Consider the following 20183-nt stretch of genomic DNA (forward strand, 5'->3'; position numbering starts at 1 on the left):
GCGCACGCTTGCGGCCATCATTCAGCGAGCGCGACCTCGACGGTGGTCGAAAGGCCCGGACGCAGCCGTGCCAGATCGCGCTGCCCGGCATCAAGTACGATCCGCACCGGCACGCGCTGCACGATCTTGGTGAAATTGCCGCTGCCGGGCTCGAAGGGCAGCAGCGAGAATTCCGATCCGGAGGCCGGCGCGAAGCTCTCGACACGTCCGGTCAACGCATCGCCGCCCAGCGCATCGACCTTTATCCGCGCCTTCTGGCCCACCAGCATGCGCCGTGTCTGCGTCTCCTTGAAATTGGCGACCACATAAAGGCCCTGATCCGGAACGAGGGTCAGCAACCGCGTGCCCGGCTGGACGAAATCGCCCGGCTGCGCCTGACGATTGCCGACGATGCCGGACACCGGCGCACGCACCAGCGTATAGCCACGATCCTGCTCGGCCAGGCTGCGCGCGGCGCGGGCGCGTTCGGCCCCCGCCAGCGCGCGCTCCAGATCGGCCTGAAGCCCCGCACGGCGCGTCGCCGTAACCGTCGCGCGGTCGCGTGTCGCCGCGAGACTGGCGAGATCGTGCCGCGCCCTGGCACGCGCATCGGCTGCGGCGGCGCTCACCCGCTCGGCATCGCGGCGGGTGGCGAAACCGCGCTGCATCAAAGCGGCGAAACGGTCATCGTCCGCTTCCGCGCGGCGGCGCTCCGCGTCCGACGAGGCGATCGCCGTGCGCGCGACGGCGATATCGGCATCGGCCAGCCGGTTCTCGGCGACATGCGATGCAAGCGCGGCGCGCGCCGCCGCCACGCCGGCATCGGCATCATGGACGGCGGCCTCGGCCGCGGCGTACCGCGCGGCGAATTCGCGGTCGTCGATCCGCACCAGCGGATCGCCCGCGCGAACTCGCTGGTTGTCGCGCACCAGCACCGTGGCGATCTGCCCGCCGATCCGCGACGAGACCATCGTGCTGTCCGCGCGGAGATAGGCATTGTCGGTCGACTCGCGCGACGCCGGCGAGAGGATCCAGGCGACGCCCGCCGCCGCCAGCAACAGGGCGGCACCGCCCACGACAAGTGGACGCGGCACGCGGCGCGGTGACGCCTCCGTGCCCGGCGCGGCGACGATCGGCTCGGCGGTCAGCGCGTTCATGGGGTGATCACCAGCAAGGTCGATGTGGCGGAGGCGAGCAGACGCCCGTTCGCGTCGGTCAGCCTGGCCTCCGCAAAGGCGACGCGCCGCCCGATCGATATGACCGTCCCTTCAGCGCGCACCCGGCCGGTCGCGGCAGTCATCGCGCGATGATAGCCCACCTTGAGTTCGAGCGTCGTATAGCTCTGACCGGGCGCGAGCCGCGAATGGGTGGCGATGCCGCAGGCGGAATCGAGCAAGGTCGCGGCATAGCCGCCATGGACGGTGCCGAGCGGATTATAGGTCCGTCCGTCGGGCTCCCCTTCGAACACCGCACGCCCCTCCGTCACCTCGACCAGCGCGAAATCGAGCGTGCGGCCGATCGGCGGCTGGTTGCCATACGCGAGCATCGCGCGGATCTGATCGAGGCCGGAAAGGTCGGCGCCGTCGCTCATGCCCCGCCTCCCAGCCCGAACCGGTTCCGGATCGCGGCGGCGGCATGCGCCAGGATCGCGTCGGACTGGGCCGGGTCCGCGACGGCGCGCGACAGCGACAACGCGCCGACCATTTCGGAAAGCATCGCACTCGCCGCGGCATCCGCATCGGCCACGCCGAGACGGACCAGCACACCCGCCAGCCAGCCGGTGAGCGTCGCTATGCCCCGGCCGAAACGCTCGCGCGAAACCGGCTCCAGCCGCGCCATGTCGGTCGAGAGCGCGGCGATCGGGCAGCCGCGTTCGCGCGAGTCGCGATGGCGCCGCGACAGATAGAAACCGACATAGGCATCGAGCGCCGTCGCCGGGTCGCGCTCCGCCGTCTCATGATCGAAACGCCCGCGCACATCGTCGAACATCACGCCGATCGCCTGCGCGACCAGATCGTCCTTCGACGTGAAATGCGCATAGAATCCGCCATGGGTGAGCCCGGCCTGCTTCATCAGCGCGGCGACGCCCACGCCGTCCGGCCCCTTGGCGCGGATCGCCGAGGCCGCCTCTCTCAGGATCTTCTCGCGGGTCTTTCCCCGGTGTTCGGCATCGTAGCGCATGGCCGCCTCTTGCTTTATATGATGATGATCATATTATCGCCGTCCCGCAAGCGCAAGGGGTGAAGATATGACGGCGAACACGACGATCGCCCCCGAAGCGCTGCCGGACGCGCGCAAATATCTGATCTTCGGGGTGATGGCGTTCGGCCAGTTCCTGGCGCTGATCGATATCCAGATCGTCGCATCCTCGCTCAACGAAGTCCGTGCGGGGCTGTCGGCGAGCGCCGACGAGATCAGTTGGGTGCAGACCGCCTATCTGATGGCGGAACTGGTGATGATCCCCTTCGCCGCGTTCCTGGCGCAGGCGATGTCGACGCGCTGGCTGTTCGCGCTCTCCGCCGGGCTCTTCACGCTGGCGAGCGCGCTGTGCGGCCTGGCCTGGAGCATCGAATCGATGATCGCCTTTCGCGCGCTGCAGGGCTTTGTCGGCGGCGCGATGGTGCCGACGGTGTTCGCGACCGGTTTCGTGCTGTTCACCGGCAAGCAACGCGCGATGATCCCCGCGATCCTCGGCATGGTCTCGGTGCTCGCGCCCACGATGGGGCCGACCCTGGGTGGCTGGATCACCGACGCGTTCGGCTGGCGCTGGATCTTCTACGTCAACATCGTGCCGGGCACTCTCGTCGCGGTGCTGGCCTTCCTGCTGATTCGTGTCGACAGCGCCGATCCGTCGATGCTCAGGCGGATCGACTGGATGCATCTGGCGGCAATGGCGGTGTTCCTCGGCGGCCTCGAATATGTCCTGGAGGAAGGGCCCCGGAACGACTGGTTCGAGGACAAGGCGATCGCGATCGGCGGCTGGCTGTCATTCGTCGCGCTGCTGCTCTTCCTCGAACGCTCGTTCCGGTCGAGCCGGCCGATCGTCAGCCTGACGCCCTTTCGCCGGCCGACCTTCGTCTTCGCCTGCGTGTTCAATCTGGTGATCGGCTTCGGCATCTATTCGGCGACCTATCTGGTGCCGGTCTTCCTGGGTACGGTGCGCGGCTATAATGCGTCCGAGATCGGCACCACGGTGTTCGTCGCCGGGCTGATCCAGATGCTCGGCGTGCCCGTCGCCGCCACGCTATCGCAGCGGATCGATCCGCGGATCATGATCACCTGCGGCCTGGGCCTTTTCGCCGCCGGCCTGTGGATGTTCAGCTTCATGACGCCCGAATGGGGATTCCACGCACTGCTCTGGCCACAGGCGGTGCGCAGCTTCGCGATCATGCTGTGCATCGTTCCGAGCGTGACGATGGCGCTCGCCGGCTTCGAAGGACCGGAACTGCGCTATGCATCCGGGCTGTTCAACCTGATGCGCAACCTGGGCGGCGCGATCGGGATCGCGCTGGTCAACACCTGGCTGCAGGACAATGCCCGTCTTCACATGCTACGGCTGGGCGAGGCTTTGGGCAATGCAGGCCGCAATGGCGGCGAACTCATCGAGGCGCTGGCCCGCCATGCGAGCACGGTCACGCCCGATCCGGCGCGCGCGCTGGCGATCGCTCAGGCGCTCGCCGGCCGTATCGTCCAGCGCGAAGCGCTGACGCTGGCGTTCAACGACGTGTTCCGGATCATGGCGCTGCTGTTCCTCGCCGCGCTGGTGCTCGTGCCCTTCTGCCGGCCGGTCCGCCAAACATGACCTCGATGCACGTGGCTTCAGAGCACATTTGGGAAATGCGCCTGTGTCGCATTTCCCAAACAGACTCTCAGACGATCCGGGTGAAATCCATCCCGCAGAAGATCAGCCGCGACGGAACGCCGTTCACCGCTCCATCGAACCAGACCCGCGTCACGCCGCCGACATCCTCCTTCGGCGACCAGAAACCGGCCGGCCGGCGGACGAATTCGCCCATGCCCTCCGCAACGAGCGTATTGCCGCGCACCAGCACGGCGAACGTCCCCTCAGTCCCGCCATATTCACCGGCCAGCGGCTTGAGCGCCGCCGCCGCGACGGGTTGCCGGGGCGCCGCGCCGCGACCGAACAGCGTGCCGCCCCACCAGAAACGGTCCGCCGCCTCCCCCTCGAAATCGATCTGGTGCGCGGCATAGGCCGGATGGTCCGTCGCCAGAGAGGCCTGACCGGCCAGCTCGACCCTGCCCTCTCCGCGTCCATCCGCGAGCACGAGACCCGTATCGGTGGCGCGCAGCGTGACCGAACGGCCATTCGGCCCGACGAAAGTGCCGGCATAGCGTTCCGGTTTCGGCACGCGGCGAAAGGCGAGGGGATCGGGCGGCGGCGGCAATGCCGCTCCCGCCGCCACCGCGCGCATGAGCTGGACGGCATAGATGGAAGTCTGTCGGGGACGATAGGACACCAGCCGCCCGTTGACGCTGGCGAAACAGGCGACGCCGGCCGCGGGATCGGCATGGAAGGCCGAGGAGAACAGCGTCATGCCGCCGGTATGATGCAATGCCGGCTTGCCGTCGATCTGCACCGTGCCGAAGCCGCTGGCATAGCGCGCACCCGGCCCGAATTCGGAGGAGGCGATATCGGCGGCGAGCAGCTTGCGCGCCGCCGCGTCGGACATCAGCGGCCCGCCCTTGCCGGCGCCCAGCGCCAGCACATAGCGCAGATAACCTGCCATGCCGTCCGCCGACGCGGCAACAGCGCCGGCGGCGTTGTCCGACTCGGTCCACGGGCCCACGATCAGCGCGGCGCGGCTCATCGCCGCGCCATCCTCGCGGAAGGGCACATAGCCCGTGGCATAGCGGCCGCGATCGGCGGTGCGGATATGCGCGGTCGCGCCCGTCATGCCCAGCGGCCGCAGCACATCCTCCCCCAGCGCCTGCACATGCGATTTGCCGGAGACCTCGCCGATGATCAGCCCGAGCATGGCATAGCCGATATTGCTGTACGACATGCGCGCGCCCGGCTTGAAGCCGGTCCACAGCTTGCCGTCGGGCGTGCGCGGAAACACCGGCGCGTCATGCGCCAGACCGCCGGCATGGTTGAGCAATTGCAGCACCGTCATCGGCTGGGCGGGCAGCGGCACGCCGGTCAGATAGCGGGAAACCGGCGCGTTCAGATCGATCAGCCCCTTGTCCTGCGCGGCATGGAGCCACAGCCCCGTGATCGACTTGCTGATCGATCCGATCTGGAAAAGCTGGTCGGCATCGACCGCCACACGCTTGTCGACATCCGACCAGCCGATGCAGAGCGATGCCGCGAAGCCCTGCGCATCGACAAGGCTGATCGTCATGCCGGGCAGGCCGACCGCGTCAAGCTCGGCGGCGGCGTAATCGCGCAGCCGTTCCAGCGCGTCGCCATAATCGCGGCCGGACTTGTTGCGGATCGACAGCGTCGCCGGCGGCTTCGCCGCGCTCGCCATCGCGGGCAGGCTCGCCGCGACGGTTCCGGCCGCCGCCATGCCGAGCAGGTGACGCCTGTTCACGCCCATCATTCTTCTCCCCATCCGGTTTTCCACCGCCGCGTTTCGCCGAACATGTCCGGTCAAAACCCCTATCTCGTCAAGGCAAAGAATGGCCTGAACAGGACAAGATTATCCATATTTGCATTCAGGGGGCCGCCGCGATCCGCGTAGCTGGAGAGAGACGATCGAAAACGACGACGGCATCAAAGGCGCTCGCGGGCGGCAACATCATCTCGGTCGTGAAATTGGCGCGGATCGTCCGGTCGCGCGCCAGCCATGACGAAACGCTTGGCGCCGTGCGCCCGGCGCGGATGTCGAGCATGAAATCACCTCGCCCCACTGCGGCGAGCGCGGCATCCAGGCTGCCGGGAGGCTGCGCGTCGGGCATGCCGGTCGTCGGCGGCGCGGCGGAGCTTGCCGCGACGATCAGCAGATCCTTGCCCAGGGCGGCGCGCAGATGCTGGCCCATCGCCTTTGGCGCCTGCGCATAGACGCTCCAGATGCCGCCGCGCAGCGGTGCGTTCACGACATGGCCATTATGCGCGAACACCAGCACGCGGCCCGCCGGTCCCTCGCGGTCGAGCACCCAGCGGACATTCTCCGCCATCGCGGCGTCGCGCACCGCATCGGCCCTGTAGAGGCCGGGCGAAAGCGCCGCGCCCGGCGCATCGGGCGGCACGGCGCCGAACAGGGTATCGAGCTGACGCGCGGCGATCAGGTTTTGGCGCGCCCATTCATAATCGGCGCGCGTCGAGGCCGCGATCAGCGCTCCGCGATGGCGGTCGAAAAAGCCGATCAGCCCGCCGATCGCCGCGCGAAGACGGGCACGATCGCGCGGCGACAGCGCGGCATGGCCGTCATGGCTGAAGCGATCGACAAAAGGCGCGACCGCCTGCCGCGCCGCTTGCGACCGGGCCGGCGCGGTGCGCTCGAGATAGACGAGCCCGTCACGCAGGGTGGCGCCCGCATTGCGCCACAGGCCGCTCGCCTCGCCGCCGCTCATGTCGAAGCCGTAAAAGCCGATCTTGCGGCCACCGCCGCGATCGGCGTTGTGGCGGCGCATCCATTCGATCAGCTCGAGATTCTCGGGATAGCGCCCAAACCCCCAGGTGAGGCCGCCGGGCATGAGCCGGCGGATATCGCCCGATCCGCCCGCCGCATAATCGTGCAGGCGGCGCGATTCATTAAGCCCGGATTCGATCGCGATCGCGGTGAAGCCGCCTTGCTCGACAAGCGCGCGGAACAGGCAGTTGCGAAAGGCGAGCGGTTCATGGGTACCATGACCCGGCTCGCCAAGCGCCACCACGCGGGCGGTGCCGATCATCGACACGATCCGCGTCATCGCCGCCTGATATGACGGCGACGAACAATCGGGCAGCGGAACGGCACGATCCCGTGCCCATGCGATGAAGGCGTCGCGTCCCTTTTCCGGCTGCCGCGCCGTGGCGGGCGACACGGCCATGGCCAGCGCAAGGAGCGGCCATGGCCGGAAGCGCCGCGACAGCATGGCGCGGCATGTCACGGCAGGTCGATCCGATAGGCCGGCACGCCGGTCAGCAGCAGCCGCTGCGCCTGTCCGTCGATCATCGTGTCGAAGGCCAGCCATTCGGGCGCGTGCGCGGGGCTCGCCATCCGGAAACGCTCGCCTTCGGGATCGAGCGGCATGGCGTCGCCATCGGCATAGGCCATTATCAACCGGCCGTTGCGGACGAGAATCCGCACGTCCGGCCCTTCCTCGCCATGCATGCGATAATGGCCGACGAGCGGACCATAGGCGGCGGGCGCTTCGGCAAGGGCCTTCGCGCCTTCCCGGACATAGGCGGTCGCGCCTTCCACCACATCGGTCACGGCGCCTTTGTCGTCGCGGAAGAAAGTGAAGGCGCGTGGCCCCTTCGACGTGACATGCAGCCCCCAGCTCTGCCCGCCCAGGCGCGCGAGCGGCATCGCGGCGCCACCCTCGCTCACCGTCAGCCCGCCCTTGGCATCGGGTGCGAAGCTCAGCGCCTCTCCCTTCGGCCCGACGAACCGGCCGACGAAACCGGCGGCTTCGACGCGCGCCTTGGGTGCGTCGCCGGCAGGCTTGGGTGTACCGCCGTTCGCCCGGATCAGGCGAGCGATGACGCGATCGCGCAACGCGCCGTCGAGCGGACCGTTGGCAAGCAGGACCACCGCGAAACCATCGGCCAGATGCGCCGACAGATAGGCGCGGAACCCCGCGATCGCACCGCCATGCGCGATAACGCGACCGCCATCCTGCACATCGACGCCATAGCCGTAATTGTCGCGCACGGGCGTCACGAACCGCTCGAATGCACGCGCCGAGATCAGCCGGCCCGACGGTGTATCGCCGCGCGCGAGCAGCATCCGCGCATAGGCGCTCATATCCGCCGCGTTCGAGACGATCGCGCCGTCCGACGCCAGATAGTCGAACCAGGGCGCCTCGACGAACCCGCCATCGGGCGTGCGATCATAGCTGGTCGCGATATGGCCGCGCAGCCGATTGTCGATCTGCGGTGCGCTCGCGGTCATGCCCAGCCGATCGAACACGCGCTGCTGCAGGATCAGCGGGAAGGGCCGCCGGTCGATCTTCTCCGCCGCATAGCCGAGCAACTGGTAACCCGAATTGGAGTACCAGAAATGCGCGCCCGGGGCGTAGCGCGGCTCGAAATCGTCGAGCGCCGCGATCAGGAAGCGCATCGACGCGACGTGCGTCAGATAATTGGGCAGACCCGCCGTATGCGTCAGCAGCGCATGGCCGGTGATCGCCGGGAAACGCGAGCGCGGATGAAAATCGGGAAGATAGCGGGCGATCGGCGCGTCCGGATCAAAACGCCCCTCGTCGGCGAGCTGCATCATCACGATCGCGTTGAACGATTTGGAGATCGATCCGATCGCGAAGCGCGTTTCCGCCGTCACCGGCTGGCGGCGCGCGATATCGGCATAGCCATGCGTCGCCACCATCAGCAGCCGTTCGCGACTGGTGACAGCGACCGCAAGGCCGGTATCGCCAGGGGCCGCTTCCACCATGGCGCGGATATCGGCGAGCGCGGCGCGCATCGCCGGCGTTTCGGTCTGCGCGGCGGCAGGTGCGGCGAGTACAAGGCCCAGCGCCAGCGAGAGCGTGGCCAGCAGGGATTTCATGACAGACATGCGTTCACGAGCTCCTCGAATGCTTCGCCCGGCCGCATCGGATCGGCGACGGGCAATCCCCAAAGATCGCGGCTGCGCGCGATCACCTCGTTTGCGGCCTCGACCGAGAGCCCCGCCGTGTTGAGCGACACGCCGGCACAGCGCGCCGCCGGATTGGTGCGCCGCGCCAATCGCACCGAAAGCGCGACGGCCTCTTCGATCGAAGGCAGGGCGTAATCGGGAAGGCCGACCACGCGATCACGCCCATGGGCATGACAAAGCACCAGGACATCGGGCTGCGACCCATGGAGCAGCCCCAGTGACACCCCGGCATAGGAGGGGTGGAAGATCGACCCCTGGCCCTCGACCACGTCCCAATGATCGGGCTCGGCTTCGGGGCTGAGCAGTTCCGCCGCCCCGGCAACGAAATCGCTGACCACCGCGTCGATCGGGATGCCCGATCCCGCGATCATGATCCCGGTCTGGCCGGTCGCGCGAAAATCGGCGTCGAGCCCGCGTGCGCGGAATGCGGCGGCGAGCGACAGGGCGGTGTATTTCTTGCCCAGCGCGCAATCGGTGCCGACGGTCAGCAGGCGCTTGCCCGATCGGGGGCGTCCCGTGCCGATCGGCAGGTCGGCCGGCGGCGTGCGAATATCGATCAGGCGCCGGCCGAACCGCGCGGCGGCCGCTTCGAGGCGCGGATCGGCGGACAGCCGGTCATGCGCGCCGCTGACGATGTCCAGCCCGGCTTCCAGCGCTTCGAGCAAACAGGGAATCCACGCCTCGCGGATACCCCCGCCGATCGAGGCCATGGCGAGCACCAGCGCGCGCGCGCCGGCGGCATGGGCTTCGCTGGGGCGCATGACGGGCAAGCCCAATGAGGCGCGGGCACCATCGCATGTATATTCGGCGACGCACAGCGACGGCGCCCAGTCCCGCAAACCCAGGCCGGTCTTCAGGAAGGTCGTGTCGTCGGCATCGCCCAGGAACAGCAGATAGGGGCGCGGCAGATCGATCGGCACGCCGCTCATGGGCGGATCTCCGATCGAACGGGTCGGCCAGGCCGCGCATCTTGCACTAGCTTGCCCTGATCGACGACAAGCACGCCGTTCACCATCACATAGCGAAACCCGTCCGAATAGCGCGCGGCGTCGCCATAGGTTGCCTTCGTGCCCACGGTCTTGGGATCGAACAGCACGATATCGGCATCGGCGCCGGCCTGGAGCCGCCCCTTGCGCCGCATCGCGGGCACGAAGCTTTCCAGCCGCTGCGCGGGCATCAGCGCCATCTTGCGGATCGCCTCGCTCCAGCCCAGCACCTGGGTGTCGCGCACATAATGGCCGAGGACGCGCGCGAAGGTGCCCGCCGAACGCGGGTGGCTGTTGGGGCCCTCGACATTGCCGGCATCGCTCGCCACCAGCACGAGCGGATCGCGCAGCAGCGCGGAGATCGTCGCCTCCGTGTTCATGTGCATGATGACGCCGTCGTCGCCGGTGCCCGAGCGCAACGCGTCGAACTCGGCCTGGGTCAGCCGCTTGCCGGTGACGCGCGACTGGAGATCGCCGACTGTGACGCCCCAGCGCTTTTCCCAGCCGGGTTCGAAGATCACGCTGCGGATCGCATCGACCGAACCGTCCCAGGGATAGGTTTCGGTCGAGACGTCGATGCCGCGTTCGCGCGCCGCGCGCATCAATTGCGCCATCAGCGGCGCATCGGACATCGCCATGGAGTTGATATGGACGACATGGACGCAGGCATTGGTGATCGCCGCGTTGGCGATGCTTTCCTGCACTGATTCCAGCGTGCTGTCCGGCTCGACCAGGCTGCCGTAGCGGACATGGGTGAAGACGCAGCTCTTGGTCTTGCCCGCGACGCGGGTGACGTCGAGCATCTCCTTGTGGGTGATGCCCGGCGCATATTGCGTGCCGCTGCCGACGCCGATCGCGCCGTCGCGCAGCCCTTCCTCCAGCAACGGCGCCAGGCGCGCATATTGGGCGTCGGGAATAGGCTGGTTGATCTCGGCCGCGGTAAAGGCGGCCATCCCGTCGTCGAGCGCCGCGAGCCCCGCCGCGCCGCCGCCCTTCTGCAGGAAATAGCGGATCGCGGTGTGGCCGACGCTGGTGCCGTAATTGATGCGTTCGCGCCCCTGCTTCGCATCATACCATTTCGCGACCGGATAGGTGCCGATCTCCAGCTCCAGCCGGGTGGTGACGCCGTCCTTCGCCTCATAGGCGGCGGTTTCGTCGTTGGTGGCGTGCGAATGCAGATCGATGAAGCCCGGCGCCGCCATCAACCCGCGGGCGTCGATGGTTCGCCGCCCCTTGAGCGGCGCTTCGGTGACGGCGACGATCCTGTCGCCATCGACCGCGATGTTGCGGACGCCGTCGAGCCCGGTTTCCGGATCTATCGTCCGCGCGCCGAGATAGACGATATCGTGCACGCCACCGGCTGATGGCGATTGCGCCGCCCCCGGTGCCCCGATGAACGCAACGATCGAGACGGCGGCCAGAACCGCCGGAGATGTTCGACGAACCATCAGAACCCCGCCCTCAAAGATAGGGTGACGCTACGCGGTTCACCCACGACATTGCCATAGAACAGCGTCTGATAATTGTTGATGTAATAGAGTTTGTCGAAGATGTTCTTGACGTTGAGCTGCAACCGCCAGCGATCGAAATTATAGCCCATCGACGCATCGACCAGGGTGTAGCTCGGCAGATCGCGCGTCGAGCCGTCATAATTGGTCTTCACCGAGTCGACGAAGCGTATGCCGCCGCCGACGAACAGGCCGCCGTCGAAATCATAGCTGGTGTACAGGCTGGCCGTGGTCCTAGGCAGGAAGGTGATCGTCTTGCCGATGACCGTCGTATCGGCGTCCTTGCTGATCGTCGGATCGAGAACGGTCAGGCCGGCATTGACCTGCCACGCCTTGGTGATGCGGCCGATCGCCTCCAACTCCACCCCGCGATGGCGCACTTCGCCGAGCGCGCGATACCGATCGAAACCGTCCGGCCCCTGCTGGTCGTAGGTGCCCTGGTTCGCCTGCCTGAGATCGAAGACGGCGCCGGTGAGCAGGATGCGCCGGTCCGGCGAGACATATTTCACGCCCAGCTCATATTGCTTGCCGGTGAGCGGCGGCAGCACATTGTCGTTGATGTCGATGTTGAGCTGTGGCTGGAAGGACTCGCTGTACGAGGCGTAGATGTTGAGCCCCTTGATCGGCTCCACCGTCACCGCGGCGCGATAGCTTAGCTGGCCGCCGCCGCTAAAATCGCGCCATGGCCCGCCATCGGTCTGCGTCGTGATATCGGGCTTGGAATAGGACAGGCCGGCCAGCAGCGTCAGCGGCTCCGCCACCTTCAGCACCGCCTGGCTCGAAAGCGTCAGGAATTTGCGCCGCCGCTTGTCCTCGAAGATCTGGCCCGGAAAGGTCGCCGAACCGATGATGGCGTCGATCGCGTCGACACCGTCGAAGATGTTCGCATGGCCCGTCCCGTCGCCGTCAATCTCGGGCAGGCTCTGCCGCACGAACGAGCTGGTGCTCTGATAGATGACCGAGGCGGAGATGAAGCTCTCCGACATGCCAAGTTCGTCGAGCTTGTAGATGGTCGAAGCGCCGATGCTGAAATCCTCGACCGGGAACTTCAGGAAATTCTGGATCTGGAACGAGAAGTCGCCATTCTCCTCCAGCCCATAGGCATAGGCGGCGGGGCCGCGCGTACGGGTCTTGAGATAATTGGCCTTCAGGCTGACCGACCAGACTGGGGAAACTTCCCAGTCGAGTCCGGCATTGATGCGCTTCACCGCGGTGACGAGGTCGAAATCCTTCGACCCGATGAAGAAGGAGCGTCCGACCGGCGCCGGCGATCCATCCGCCAATGTCGGGATGCCGTCGAAACCGGTGCGCCGATAATGTTCGTAGCCGCCATGCACATAGCCGGTGAGGCCATCGGCGATATCGGCATCGATGCCGCCGTAAAGCACGGTCTTGCGGGAATCGACATGCCGCATGAAGCTGCCGGCCTGTTCGTGCGCGGCGATGCCGATCGCGCGGATCGAACCGGAGGCATTGAGCGCGCCGGCGATCTGCCCTTCCAGCCGCCAGCGCCCCCACGATCCGCCGAGCAGTTCGAGATAATTGGGCGTATCGGCGCGCGCACTCTTCGACACGAGATTGATCAGGCCGCCGGGGCTGGCCGCGCCATAGACCACCGACGCCGGCCCCTTGACGATTTCCATCCGTTCGATCGTCGCATAATCGGGCTCATAGGAGAGTGAGCCGATGGTCAGCCCGTCGAACGCCGCGCCGCCGGCGAAGCCGCGCAGCTTGACGATCGTGCCGAACCCTTCCTGATTGCCCGCGAACAGCGCGCCCGGCGCATATTGCGCCATCTCGCCCAAGGTCTTGAGGTCGGCGGCCTTCAGGAAATCCTTGCTCACCAGGCTGATCGCCTGCGGCACTTCCTCGATCGGCAGCGGCAGGCCGGTGGTGCCGCTCGTATCCTCGGTCAGGTAACGATAGGCGCCAGTGACGACGATGTCGGCGCCGGTCTCCGTCGTTTGGGGCTCATCGGCCTGCGCCCCGCCATCCTGCGCGGATGCAGGATTTGCGAGCAGCCCAAGCGAAATGGCGAGCGCACTCGCCGTTAGCATTCGTGCCCAACGTGCGGAACGCCCAGGTCCCGCGCACGCGTCATTGCCTTGCCAGAGCGTCTTCATCGCGCCCCTCCCTGATTATTGGTCTGAGATGTGGAGGAGGTGTCGACTTCTCCCCCGCCCGGTTTCCCGCCGGACGTGGCAAGAAAACGACTGTGATACCTTTCTGTCAATTGATAGTTTCATTGGAAAACTAACATGCTCCGCGATAGAAGGTCGCCGGCAGCAGGGAGGGATGCGATGGAAGACGAGGAAGCCCGGGAAAACGCGGTTTCGGCACCGGCAGGCGATGCGCCCGCCGCGTCTCCGGCGATTCCCAACGTACCTCTGTTGCGCCGGCTTCAGGCCGATCTGGAGAGCTATACGTCGGCCGAACGCGCGGTGGCCCGGCACATCCTCGCCAATTATACGACGCTCGCCTTCGAAACGGCCGAGTCGCTTGCCGATCAGGTGGGGGTCAGCGCGATCACCGTGGGCCGGTTTGCCCGCCAGCTCGGCTATCGCAATTTCAAGGCGCTCAAGAGCGAACTCAAGGACAGCACCGCCGATGCCTTTCCCTGGCTGATCGGCCCGGACCTGGCGGAGTTCGTCGATGCGCCCGAGCAGCCGAGCGACCTTGAAAGCAGCCATCAGCGCGAGATGAATGCTTTGATGGCGGTCTATCGCCTGGCGAAGACGCCGGAATGGGCGGCGCTGGTGGAATTGCTCGCCCGATCACGCACCGTCCATATCGCGGGTTTCCAGACCGAACGCGGCATCGCCATGCTGCTCGCCCATCACCTCCAGTTCATGCGCGACGGGGTGCGGCTCGTCGATCTGAGCGCGGGCAACTATGCCGATGTCTTCGCCTTCGAGGAAACCGATACCTGCCTGGTGGTCATGGATATCCGCCGCTATTCGCGCCAATCCTATCTGGTCGCCGAACAGGCGAGCCAGCACGGCATTCCCCTGATCGTGTTGACCGACATGTATTGCGACTGGGCACCGCGCTTCACCCCGCATGTCGTGGCGGTGCCGACACAGACCGGCATGTTCTGGAGTTCGCCGGTCGCCCTGGTCTGCGCGGTGAACCTGATGGTCAATGGCGTGATCAAGCTGATCGGGCCGCGCGTCGAGCAGCGGCTGGAAAAGCTCACCCGCCTGCACCAGACCTTCACCGGCTATGCCGGCCACCAGCCGCCAAAGCCCAAGCGGATGTGAAGCCGCGGCATGGGCCATTCAGTTTACAAACGAACATGGGGACAGCTAGATCAGCTTCGGCCGCATGCCGTGGGCAAAGGGGAGCATTCAGCAGGATCCGGGAAGCATATCCAGCGTCGCGATCCGACGCGGTCCCAGGGCGTCGCGGCAGCATCAACATCCATACGGAAGGTCGTCATGCCTATTCGTTCGAATCGCCTCATGCGCCTTATCGCCTGCCCGCTCTTCTTGTTCGCCTTGCCCACCACCGTATTGGCGGAAACGGCGTCGCCGATGCGCGCGCCGACGATCCGGCAGTCGCTGGACATGCACAGCGTCAACGCCCCCAAAATGTCACCCGACGGCCGACGCGTGGTCTATGAACAGAGCCGCACCAATTGGGAGGCCAATGCCTTCGAGACCGACCTGTGGATCGCCGATGTCGCGACCGGCGCGCGGCACCGGCTGACCATGGCCGCCAAGTCCAGCACCGATGCGGCGTGGTCGCCGGACGGTCGCTGGATCGCCTTCGCCTCGGATCGCCCCGGTGTGCTGCCCAAGTCTCCCGCCAATCTGCGCCAGATCTGGGTGATGCCCGCCAATGGCGGCGAGGCGCAACAACTGACCCGCACCGAAAAGGGCGTGAACGCCTTCAAGTGGGCGCCGGATTCCCGCCGGCTCGCCTTCACCGCCGAGCGCCCCGAGCCCAAGGCGCTGAAGGACCGCAAGGAGACTTTCGGCGACTATCGGGTGATCCAGGCCGATTACGGCATGGTGCAGCTCTGGACGCTGGACCTGCCACAGGCGGACGAGGCCGGCCGCACCCCGGCGCCGTCGGAACCCAGGGCGATCACCAATGGCGACGCCTATAGCGTGGGCGATTTCGCCTGGTCTCCGGACGGGGCCCGCATCGCCTTCGCCGCGCAGCGCGATCCGGATCTGATCTCCAGCCATACCGGCCTGATCCATGTCGTCAGCGTGGCCGATGCGGCGGCGAAGCCTCTGATCGGCGAGGCCGGCCCCTATGGCAGCCCGACCTGGTCGCCCGACGGCACCCGGATCGCCTTCACCAGCGCGGGCGGCGAGCCCTATTTCTACTATGCCAACCGCAAGATCTCCGTCATCCCCGCGACCGGCGGCGCACCAAGGGTGGTCAACGCCGCGTTCGACGAGGATGCGGACCTGCTCGGATGGAACGCCGATGGCATCTGGTTCGGCGCCCGGCAAAAGACCGAGTCCGGCCTGTGGCGCCTCGATCCCGCCAGCGGCGCATCGACCCGCGTTGCGCTGGCCGAAACGCCGATGGCCGGTCGCTTCAGCTTCTCCGGCGATTTCCGACATGCCGCATATGCGGGATCGGCGCCCAACATCTATGCCGAGATCCATTCGGCAGACCTTGGCACCGGCCAGACCAGGCGCCTGACCCGCGCCGGCGACCAGCCGGGCGCGTTCGACACCGCGAAACGCGAGCTGGTCCGATGGACATCGAAGGACGGCACGCCGATCGAGGGCGTGCTCTACACGCCCAGGGATTTCGACCCCGCGAAGAAATATCCGTTGATGGTGGTGATCCATGGCGGCCCCACGGGCATCGATACGCCCGTGGTCGCGGCGGACCGCGTCTATCCGCTCGAACGGTTTCTCGCCAAGGGGGCGCTGGTGCTGCGGCCCAATTATCGCGGATCGGCGGGCTATGGCGGCAAGTTCCGCGCGCTGAACGTGCGCAACCTTGGCGTCGGCGACTATGCCGATGTGATCAGCGGCGTCGATGCGCTGATCGCCCGGGGCTTTGTCGACAGGAACCGGGTGGCCTCCATGGGCTGGAGCCAGGGCGGCTATATCTCGGCCTTCATCACCACCTCGTCGGATCGGTTCAAGGCGGTCTCGATGGGCGCCGGGATCTCCGACTGGATGACCTACTACGCCAATACCGACATCACGCCATTCACCCGGCAATATCTGAAGGGCACACCGTGGGACGACCCCGCGATCTACGCCAAAACCTCCCCGATCAGCTATGTCGCCAAGGCCAGGACGCCGACGCTGATCCAGCACGGTTCGAATGACCGCCGCGTACCCATCGCCAACGCCTATGAACTGCGCCAGGCGCTGGAGGACAGGAAAGTGCCGGTGAAGATGGTCGTCTATGAAGGCTTTGGCCACAGCATCAACAAGCCGCGCCAGGCCCGCGCGGTGATGGAGGAGAACGAGGCCTGGTTCGGCCACTATATCTTCGGCGAACCCTTGCCGGCCGCGCTGAGCCCGGACACGCCGGACCTGAAGGTCGAGGAGAAGCCCGTCGAGACCGGGACAGCCGCGAGCACTGGTTGACGCCAACGACAATGTTCCACGCCGCGGGAGAGAAGGGCCGCTTCCGAAGCCGCGCATTGTGCTGAAATCAGCCTGATTCAACCGTTCCCAGGGCATGGGATCCATCGCATGCGGATCGCGCGCCCCAGGGATTTATTCCATCGTGATTTCAGCCGTTCGATGCCTTCATCGAACCACAGGCCACCCTAACGAAACATGAAATAGTCGTAGGCCGAACGCGCGACCTCCGCGACCGCCTTTTCACGGGCTTCGTTCGAGGTGGTGCTACCCTTCGTGTAGACCGAGATCGCGACATGCCCGCGCCCGCCCGGCAGCGTGATCACGCCGACATCGTTGATCGTGCCGCCCAGCGTGCCCGTCTTGTGCGCCACAGGCGTATCCGCCGGCAGCAGGCCCTTCAGCCTTTTGTCGCCCGTCGTCGTCCGGCTCATCACGCCAAGCAGGAATTCAGTGCTTTTCGCGCTCAGGATCTTGCCCGACCAGATCTTGGCGAGCAGGTCGGTCATCGCCAGCGGCGTGCTGCTGTCATTGGGATCCGCATCGAAATCGGCGCGCGGCAGGTTGCCCGCCGGAATCGCCGCGCCGGATGCGCGCGCCGCGCGCAGACCCTCGCGCAGCGGCACGTCGGCCGGCAGCTTGTAGAATTTCTTCAGCAGCGTCTTGGTGTCCGCATTGACGTTCTGGTCCTTGATGCCAAGCGCGCGCAGATTCGCTGTCACCGCTTCGGGGCCGCCGGCCAGCGCGGTCATGATGTCGGTCGCCGTGTTGTTCGACTGGATGATCATCACCTCCATCAGATTAGCGACCGACAATTGAATGCCGGGATGGAAGATGCCCGGGGCGACGGGGCCGGATTCGTTGATGTTGGCATCGGCCACGGGCACGAGCTGTTCGAGCGTGATCTCACCCTTGTCGACCCGGCTCAACACCTTGACCGCGACCGCCACCTTGAAGGTGCTCGCCATCGGGAACATCTCCGCCCCGTTGACCGAAACCTGCTGACCGCTCTCCAGATGGCGCGCGGCGAAACCGATCTTCCCGCCACCAAGCGCCTTGGCATAATCCGCCACCGCCACGTCGAACCCCTTTTGCGTCGACGCGCTCGCGGCGACCGGCTTCGCTTCGGGAATGTTCTGCGCCCAGGCCGGGGATGCGACGGCGAAGGCGGCGGCAATGGTCGGGATCAGCAGGCGCATGGATTATCCTTTCAAGGGACGGCTTGGATCTGGAAGCAGACGGGATGTTCGATGGCACGGGCCATGAAACAGTCTGGCAGGTTTAGCGGCCGGGAATTCCCGATTGCAATGGCCGGCAAGCCGTTCGCTCTCCACTTTACGACTACAGTTGTAATCGATAGTATGGCGATCGCGGCGGGTACTGGTGAAACAGGGCATGGCGAACAGCGGATATGACCGATTGACGCGCCGCTCGGCACTGGGCGCGCTGGCCGGCGGATTCTTCTGGAGCGGCAGTCGCGCCCATCCCGCGCGTGCGACAGGCTCGACGCAACCGGCGCCCATCGACAGGTCCGGCTTCGTGCCGATCGGCGGCCTCGATCAATGGATCAGCATCCGGGGCGATGACGTGCGCAATCCCGTCCTGCTGGTCGTGCATGGCGGGCCCGGCGAAGCGCAATGGCCGATGGCGGCGCATTACCGCACCTGGGAAAGACATTTCACCGTCGTGCAATGGGATCAACGCGGCGCCGGCCACAGCTTCGGCCGCCACGGCACCGCGACGCCGGACATGACGCTGGAGCGGATCAGCGGCGACGGTGCCGAACTTGTCGACCATCTTTGCCGTACGCTCCGACGCAGGCGGATCATCCTGCTCGGTCACTCATGGGGATCCACCGTCGGCGTCAATATCGTGCAACGACGCGCCGATCGGATCGCCGCCTATGTCGGCACCGGCCAGGTCGGCAGTTGGAAAGGCGCGATCAGGATCAAGTTCGATCTGCTGCTCTCGAAAGCGCGAGCCGATGGCGACAAGGCCGAGGTCGCGGCGCTGGAAGCGAGCGGACCACCTGATCCGAACGATGCCACCGCCGTCTTCGCGCTCAACGATCGCATCCACCGATATTGGGCGCCGTCCGACATCGAATGGGTCAAATCGCTTCGCGCCAATGCCGCAACGGCGCGATCCGCCGATCCACGAAACTACAAGGATTTCGAGGATGGTTTCCGGTTCAGCGCCCAACAGGTTGTCCGTGACCAGATCAAGGTGGACCTGCCCGCCACGGCCGCCATGCTCGATACTGCGGTCTTCCTGATTCAGGGACGAGACGACCTGATCACGCCGACACGGGACGCCATCGATTATTTCGATCGCGTCACCGCCCCCCTCAAGAAACTGATCCTGATCCCGGACGCCGGGCACTTCGCGTTCATGACGGCGCCCGGCGCGTTTCTCGAACATTTGACCGGCGCGGTCAGGCCCGTCGCCATAGCGCGAGGCGCCTGAGCCAATCTGCGATACGCCCATCATCGAGCGCCGGCGTCATGAACGAAATTCCGGAAAGGCTGGAGCGGGTAGCGGGGATCGAACCCGCATCACAAGCTTGGAAGGCTAGTGCTCTACCATTGAGCTATACCCGCACTCCGAGGATGGCGCACTGCCATTCCATGCGCGGACAGTCAACCGCCCAACCGTCCGTCGATACAGTTCAGCGGCGGGGATCGCCCGCGCCGCCGAACGGCGCATCGACCGGTGGATAGAGCGACCAGGGGCCGGCCGCCGAACGATCCTCCGGCGCGAGCCGGCCGCGCTCGTTGGCGGCGGCGATCAGCCGATCGAGCAGGCGCTGGCCGAACAGCCATGCGCCGAGGCCGGAATCGGCATTGATATGGCCAAGTTCGCCGACATCCACGAAATGGCTGCCCCAGAATTTCGCCATATTGTGCGCGCGATCGATCGAGCAATAGTCGTCGTTGCGGCTGGCGACGACGATCGAGGGGAATGGCAGGCTCACCTTGGGCGCCGGCCCGAAGCCGCCGATCGGCCGGTTCAGCCCGTCGTGATCGCAATCGGGCGGGGCGACAAGCAGCGCACCGGCGACCGGCCAGCCATAGGGCTGCCCTTCCAGCGCGGCCCACCAGGCCACCGCCAGGCAACCCAGGCTGTGCGCGACGAGCACGATCGGCGCCGGCGCCGCCTTGATCGAATGATCGAGCTTCGTGACCCAGGGATTGCGGCGCGGCGCCGACCACATGCCGAGATCGACACGATCGCAATCGCCACGCGTCGCTTCCCAGATGCTCTGCCAATGCGCGGCTTCCGAACCGTTGAGGCCCGGTACGGTCAGGACCAGGGGCGTGCTGCCCCGGCCGGCGAAGTCATGGTCGACCATCTGCGTCTCCACCCGAATCGGACGGC

15 protein-coding genes and 1 tRNA gene are annotated in these 20183 nt (G+C 66.4%); 4 read left to right on the forward strand and 12 right to left on the reverse strand.

Annotated elements, in window-relative coordinates:
• Nucleotides 1-17: 17 nt before the first annotated feature.
• Genes ACODTA_RS17925 through ACODTA_RS17935 form a run of 3 tightly spaced genes read right to left on the reverse strand, consistent with a single transcriptional unit; the run spans nucleotide 18 to nucleotide 2160 of the window.
• Nucleotides 18-1136, reverse strand: coding sequence for an HlyD family secretion protein (locus ACODTA_RS17925; RefSeq protein WP_489067343.1), 1119 nt, complete (start codon nucleotides 1134-1136; stop codon nucleotides 18-20).
• Nucleotides 1133-1570 carry a PaaI family thioesterase gene (locus ACODTA_RS17930; protein WP_489067344.1) on the reverse strand — a complete coding sequence of 146 codons (438 nt, stop codon included), beginning with the start codon at nucleotides 1568-1570 and terminating at the stop codon, nucleotides 1133-1135. Before ACODTA_RS17930 ends, ACODTA_RS17925 begins: the two co-directional genes overlap by 4 nt.
• Nucleotides 1567-2160 (reverse strand): TetR/AcrR family transcriptional regulator, encoded by a 594-nt coding sequence (locus tag ACODTA_RS17935; RefSeq protein WP_489067345.1) that lies wholly within the window; start codon nucleotides 2158-2160, stop codon nucleotides 1567-1569. Before ACODTA_RS17935 ends, ACODTA_RS17930 begins: the two co-directional genes overlap by 4 nt.
• A 67-nt stretch (nucleotides 2161-2227) precedes the next feature.
• Between ACODTA_RS17935 and ACODTA_RS17940 the strand changes: the two genes are divergently transcribed.
• Nucleotides 2228-3781: a DHA2 family efflux MFS transporter permease subunit gene (locus tag ACODTA_RS17940; RefSeq protein WP_489067346.1), complete on the forward strand. Its 1554-nt coding sequence runs from the start codon at nucleotides 2228-2230 to the stop codon at nucleotides 3779-3781.
• Between the two features lie 67 nt (nucleotides 3782-3848).
• Here the strand turns inward: ACODTA_RS17940 and ACODTA_RS17945 are convergent, their stop codons facing one another.
• The 6 genes from ACODTA_RS17945 to ACODTA_RS17970 form a co-directional block, all read right to left on the reverse strand.
• On the reverse strand, nucleotides 3849-5540 hold the full coding sequence (locus tag ACODTA_RS17945) for a serine hydrolase domain-containing protein (RefSeq protein ID WP_489067347.1): 1692 nt from the start codon (nucleotides 5538-5540) through the stop codon (nucleotides 3849-3851).
• A 118-nt stretch (nucleotides 5541-5658) separates the two neighbouring features.
• The gene (locus tag ACODTA_RS17950; RefSeq protein WP_489067348.1) at nucleotides 5659-6975 is read right to left on the reverse strand and encodes an erythromycin esterase family protein; all 1317 of its coding nucleotides are present in this window, start codon (nucleotides 6973-6975) and stop codon (nucleotides 5659-5661) included.
• Between the two features lie 56 nt (nucleotides 6976-7031).
• Entirely contained in the window at nucleotides 7032-8654 is a 1623-nt protein-coding gene (locus ACODTA_RS17955) for a serine hydrolase domain-containing protein (RefSeq protein WP_489067349.1), read from the reverse strand.
• Nucleotides 8651-9673 (reverse strand): N-acetyltransferase DgcN family protein, encoded by a 1023-nt coding sequence (locus ACODTA_RS17960; RefSeq protein WP_489067350.1) that lies wholly within the window; start codon nucleotides 9671-9673, stop codon nucleotides 8651-8653. Before ACODTA_RS17960 ends, ACODTA_RS17955 begins: the two co-directional genes overlap by 4 nt.
• On the reverse strand, nucleotides 9670-11178 hold the full coding sequence (locus tag ACODTA_RS17965; RefSeq protein WP_489067351.1) for an amidohydrolase family protein: 1509 nt from the start codon (nucleotides 11176-11178) through the stop codon (nucleotides 9670-9672). Before ACODTA_RS17965 ends, ACODTA_RS17960 begins: the two co-directional genes overlap by 4 nt.
• Complete coding sequence (locus tag ACODTA_RS17970; RefSeq protein WP_489067352.1) at nucleotides 11178-13361, reverse strand: TonB-dependent siderophore receptor; 2184 nt, start codon at nucleotides 13359-13361, stop codon at nucleotides 11178-11180. Before ACODTA_RS17970 ends, ACODTA_RS17965 begins: the two co-directional genes overlap by 1 nt.
• Before the next feature lie 177 nt (nucleotides 13362-13538).
• On the opposite strand from ACODTA_RS17970, the gene ACODTA_RS17975 reads away from it, so the two are divergent.
• Both ACODTA_RS17975 and ACODTA_RS17980 read left to right on the forward strand, forming a co-directional pair.
• The gene (locus tag ACODTA_RS17975; RefSeq protein WP_489067353.1) at nucleotides 13539-14498 is read left to right on the forward strand and encodes a MurR/RpiR family transcriptional regulator; all 960 of its coding nucleotides are present in this window, start codon (nucleotides 13539-13541) and stop codon (nucleotides 14496-14498) included.
• 177 nt (nucleotides 14499-14675) lie between these two features.
• Nucleotides 14676-16808: a S9 family peptidase gene (locus ACODTA_RS17980; protein WP_489067354.1), complete on the forward strand. Its 2133-nt coding sequence runs from the start codon at nucleotides 14676-14678 to the stop codon at nucleotides 16806-16808.
• A gap of 185 nt (nucleotides 16809-16993) precedes the next feature.
• Here ACODTA_RS17980 and bla read toward each other — a convergent pair whose 3' ends face one another.
• Nucleotides 16994-18004, reverse strand: a complete 1011-nt coding sequence (gene bla / locus ACODTA_RS17985; protein WP_489067355.1) for a class A beta-lactamase — start codon at nucleotides 18002-18004, stop codon at nucleotides 16994-16996.
• A 184-nt stretch (nucleotides 18005-18188) separates the two neighbouring features.
• Between bla and ACODTA_RS17990 the strand changes: the two genes are divergently transcribed.
• Nucleotides 18189-19271, forward strand: a complete 1083-nt coding sequence (locus ACODTA_RS17990) for an alpha/beta fold hydrolase (RefSeq protein WP_489067356.1) — start codon at nucleotides 18189-18191, stop codon at nucleotides 19269-19271.
• Nucleotides 19272-19331: 60 nt separating this feature from the next.
• Here the strand turns inward: ACODTA_RS17990 and ACODTA_RS17995 are convergent.
• Together ACODTA_RS17995 and ACODTA_RS18000 are read right to left on the reverse strand one after the other, a co-directional pair.
• A tRNA-Gly gene (locus ACODTA_RS17995) sits at nucleotides 19332-19405 on the reverse strand.
• Nucleotides 19406-19473: 68 nt separating this feature from the next.
• Nucleotides 19474-20157, reverse strand: coding sequence for an RBBP9/YdeN family alpha/beta hydrolase (locus ACODTA_RS18000; protein WP_489067357.1), 684 nt, complete (start codon nucleotides 20155-20157; stop codon nucleotides 19474-19476).
• Nucleotides 20158-20183: the final 26 nt, after the last annotated feature.

The sequence above is a fragment of the Sphingomonas sp. FG14 genome (assembly GCF_057809675.1).

Coding starts and splice junctions, on each gene's coding strand:
- ACODTA_RS17925 (WP_489067343.1), bottom strand. CDS start 1,136: ATGAACGCGCTGACCGCCGAGCCGATCGTCGCCGCGCCGGGCACGGAG.
- ACODTA_RS17930 (WP_489067344.1), bottom strand. CDS start 1,570: ATGAGCGACGGCGCCGACCTTTCCGGCCTCGATCAGATCCGCGCGATG.
- ACODTA_RS17935 (WP_489067345.1), bottom strand. CDS start 2,160: ATGCGCTACGATGCCGAACACCGGGGAAAGACCCGCGAGAAGATCCTG.
- ACODTA_RS17940 (WP_489067346.1), top strand. CDS start 2,228: ATGACGGCGAACACGACGATCGCCCCCGAAGCGCTGCCGGACGCGCGC.
- ACODTA_RS17945 (WP_489067347.1), bottom strand. CDS start 5,540: ATGGGCGTGAACAGGCGTCACCTGCTCGGCATGGCGGCGGCCGGAACC.
- ACODTA_RS17950 (WP_489067348.1), bottom strand. CDS start 6,975: ATGGCCGTGTCGCCCGCCACGGCGCGGCAGCCGGAAAAGGGACGCGAC.
- ACODTA_RS17955 (WP_489067349.1), bottom strand. CDS start 8,654: ATGAAATCCCTGCTGGCCACGCTCTCGCTGGCGCTGGGCCTTGTACTC.
- ACODTA_RS17960 (WP_489067350.1), bottom strand. CDS start 9,673: ATGAGCGGCGTGCCGATCGATCTGCCGCGCCCCTATCTGCTGTTCCTG.
- ACODTA_RS17965 (WP_489067351.1), bottom strand. CDS start 11,178: ATGGTTCGTCGAACATCTCCGGCGGTTCTGGCCGCCGTCTCGATCGTT.
- ACODTA_RS17970 (WP_489067352.1), bottom strand. CDS start 13,361: ATGAAGACGCTCTGGCAAGGCAATGACGCGTGCGCGGGACCTGGGCGT.
- ACODTA_RS17975 (WP_489067353.1), top strand. CDS start 13,539: ATGGAAGACGAGGAAGCCCGGGAAAACGCGGTTTCGGCACCGGCAGGC.
- ACODTA_RS17980 (WP_489067354.1), top strand. CDS start 14,676: ATGCCTATTCGTTCGAATCGCCTCATGCGCCTTATCGCCTGCCCGCTC.
- bla (WP_489067355.1), bottom strand. CDS start 18,004: ATGCGCCTGCTGATCCCGACCATTGCCGCCGCCTTCGCCGTCGCATCC.
- ACODTA_RS18000 (WP_489067357.1), bottom strand. CDS start 20,157: ATGGTCGACCATGACTTCGCCGGCCGGGGCAGCACGCCCCTGGTCCTG.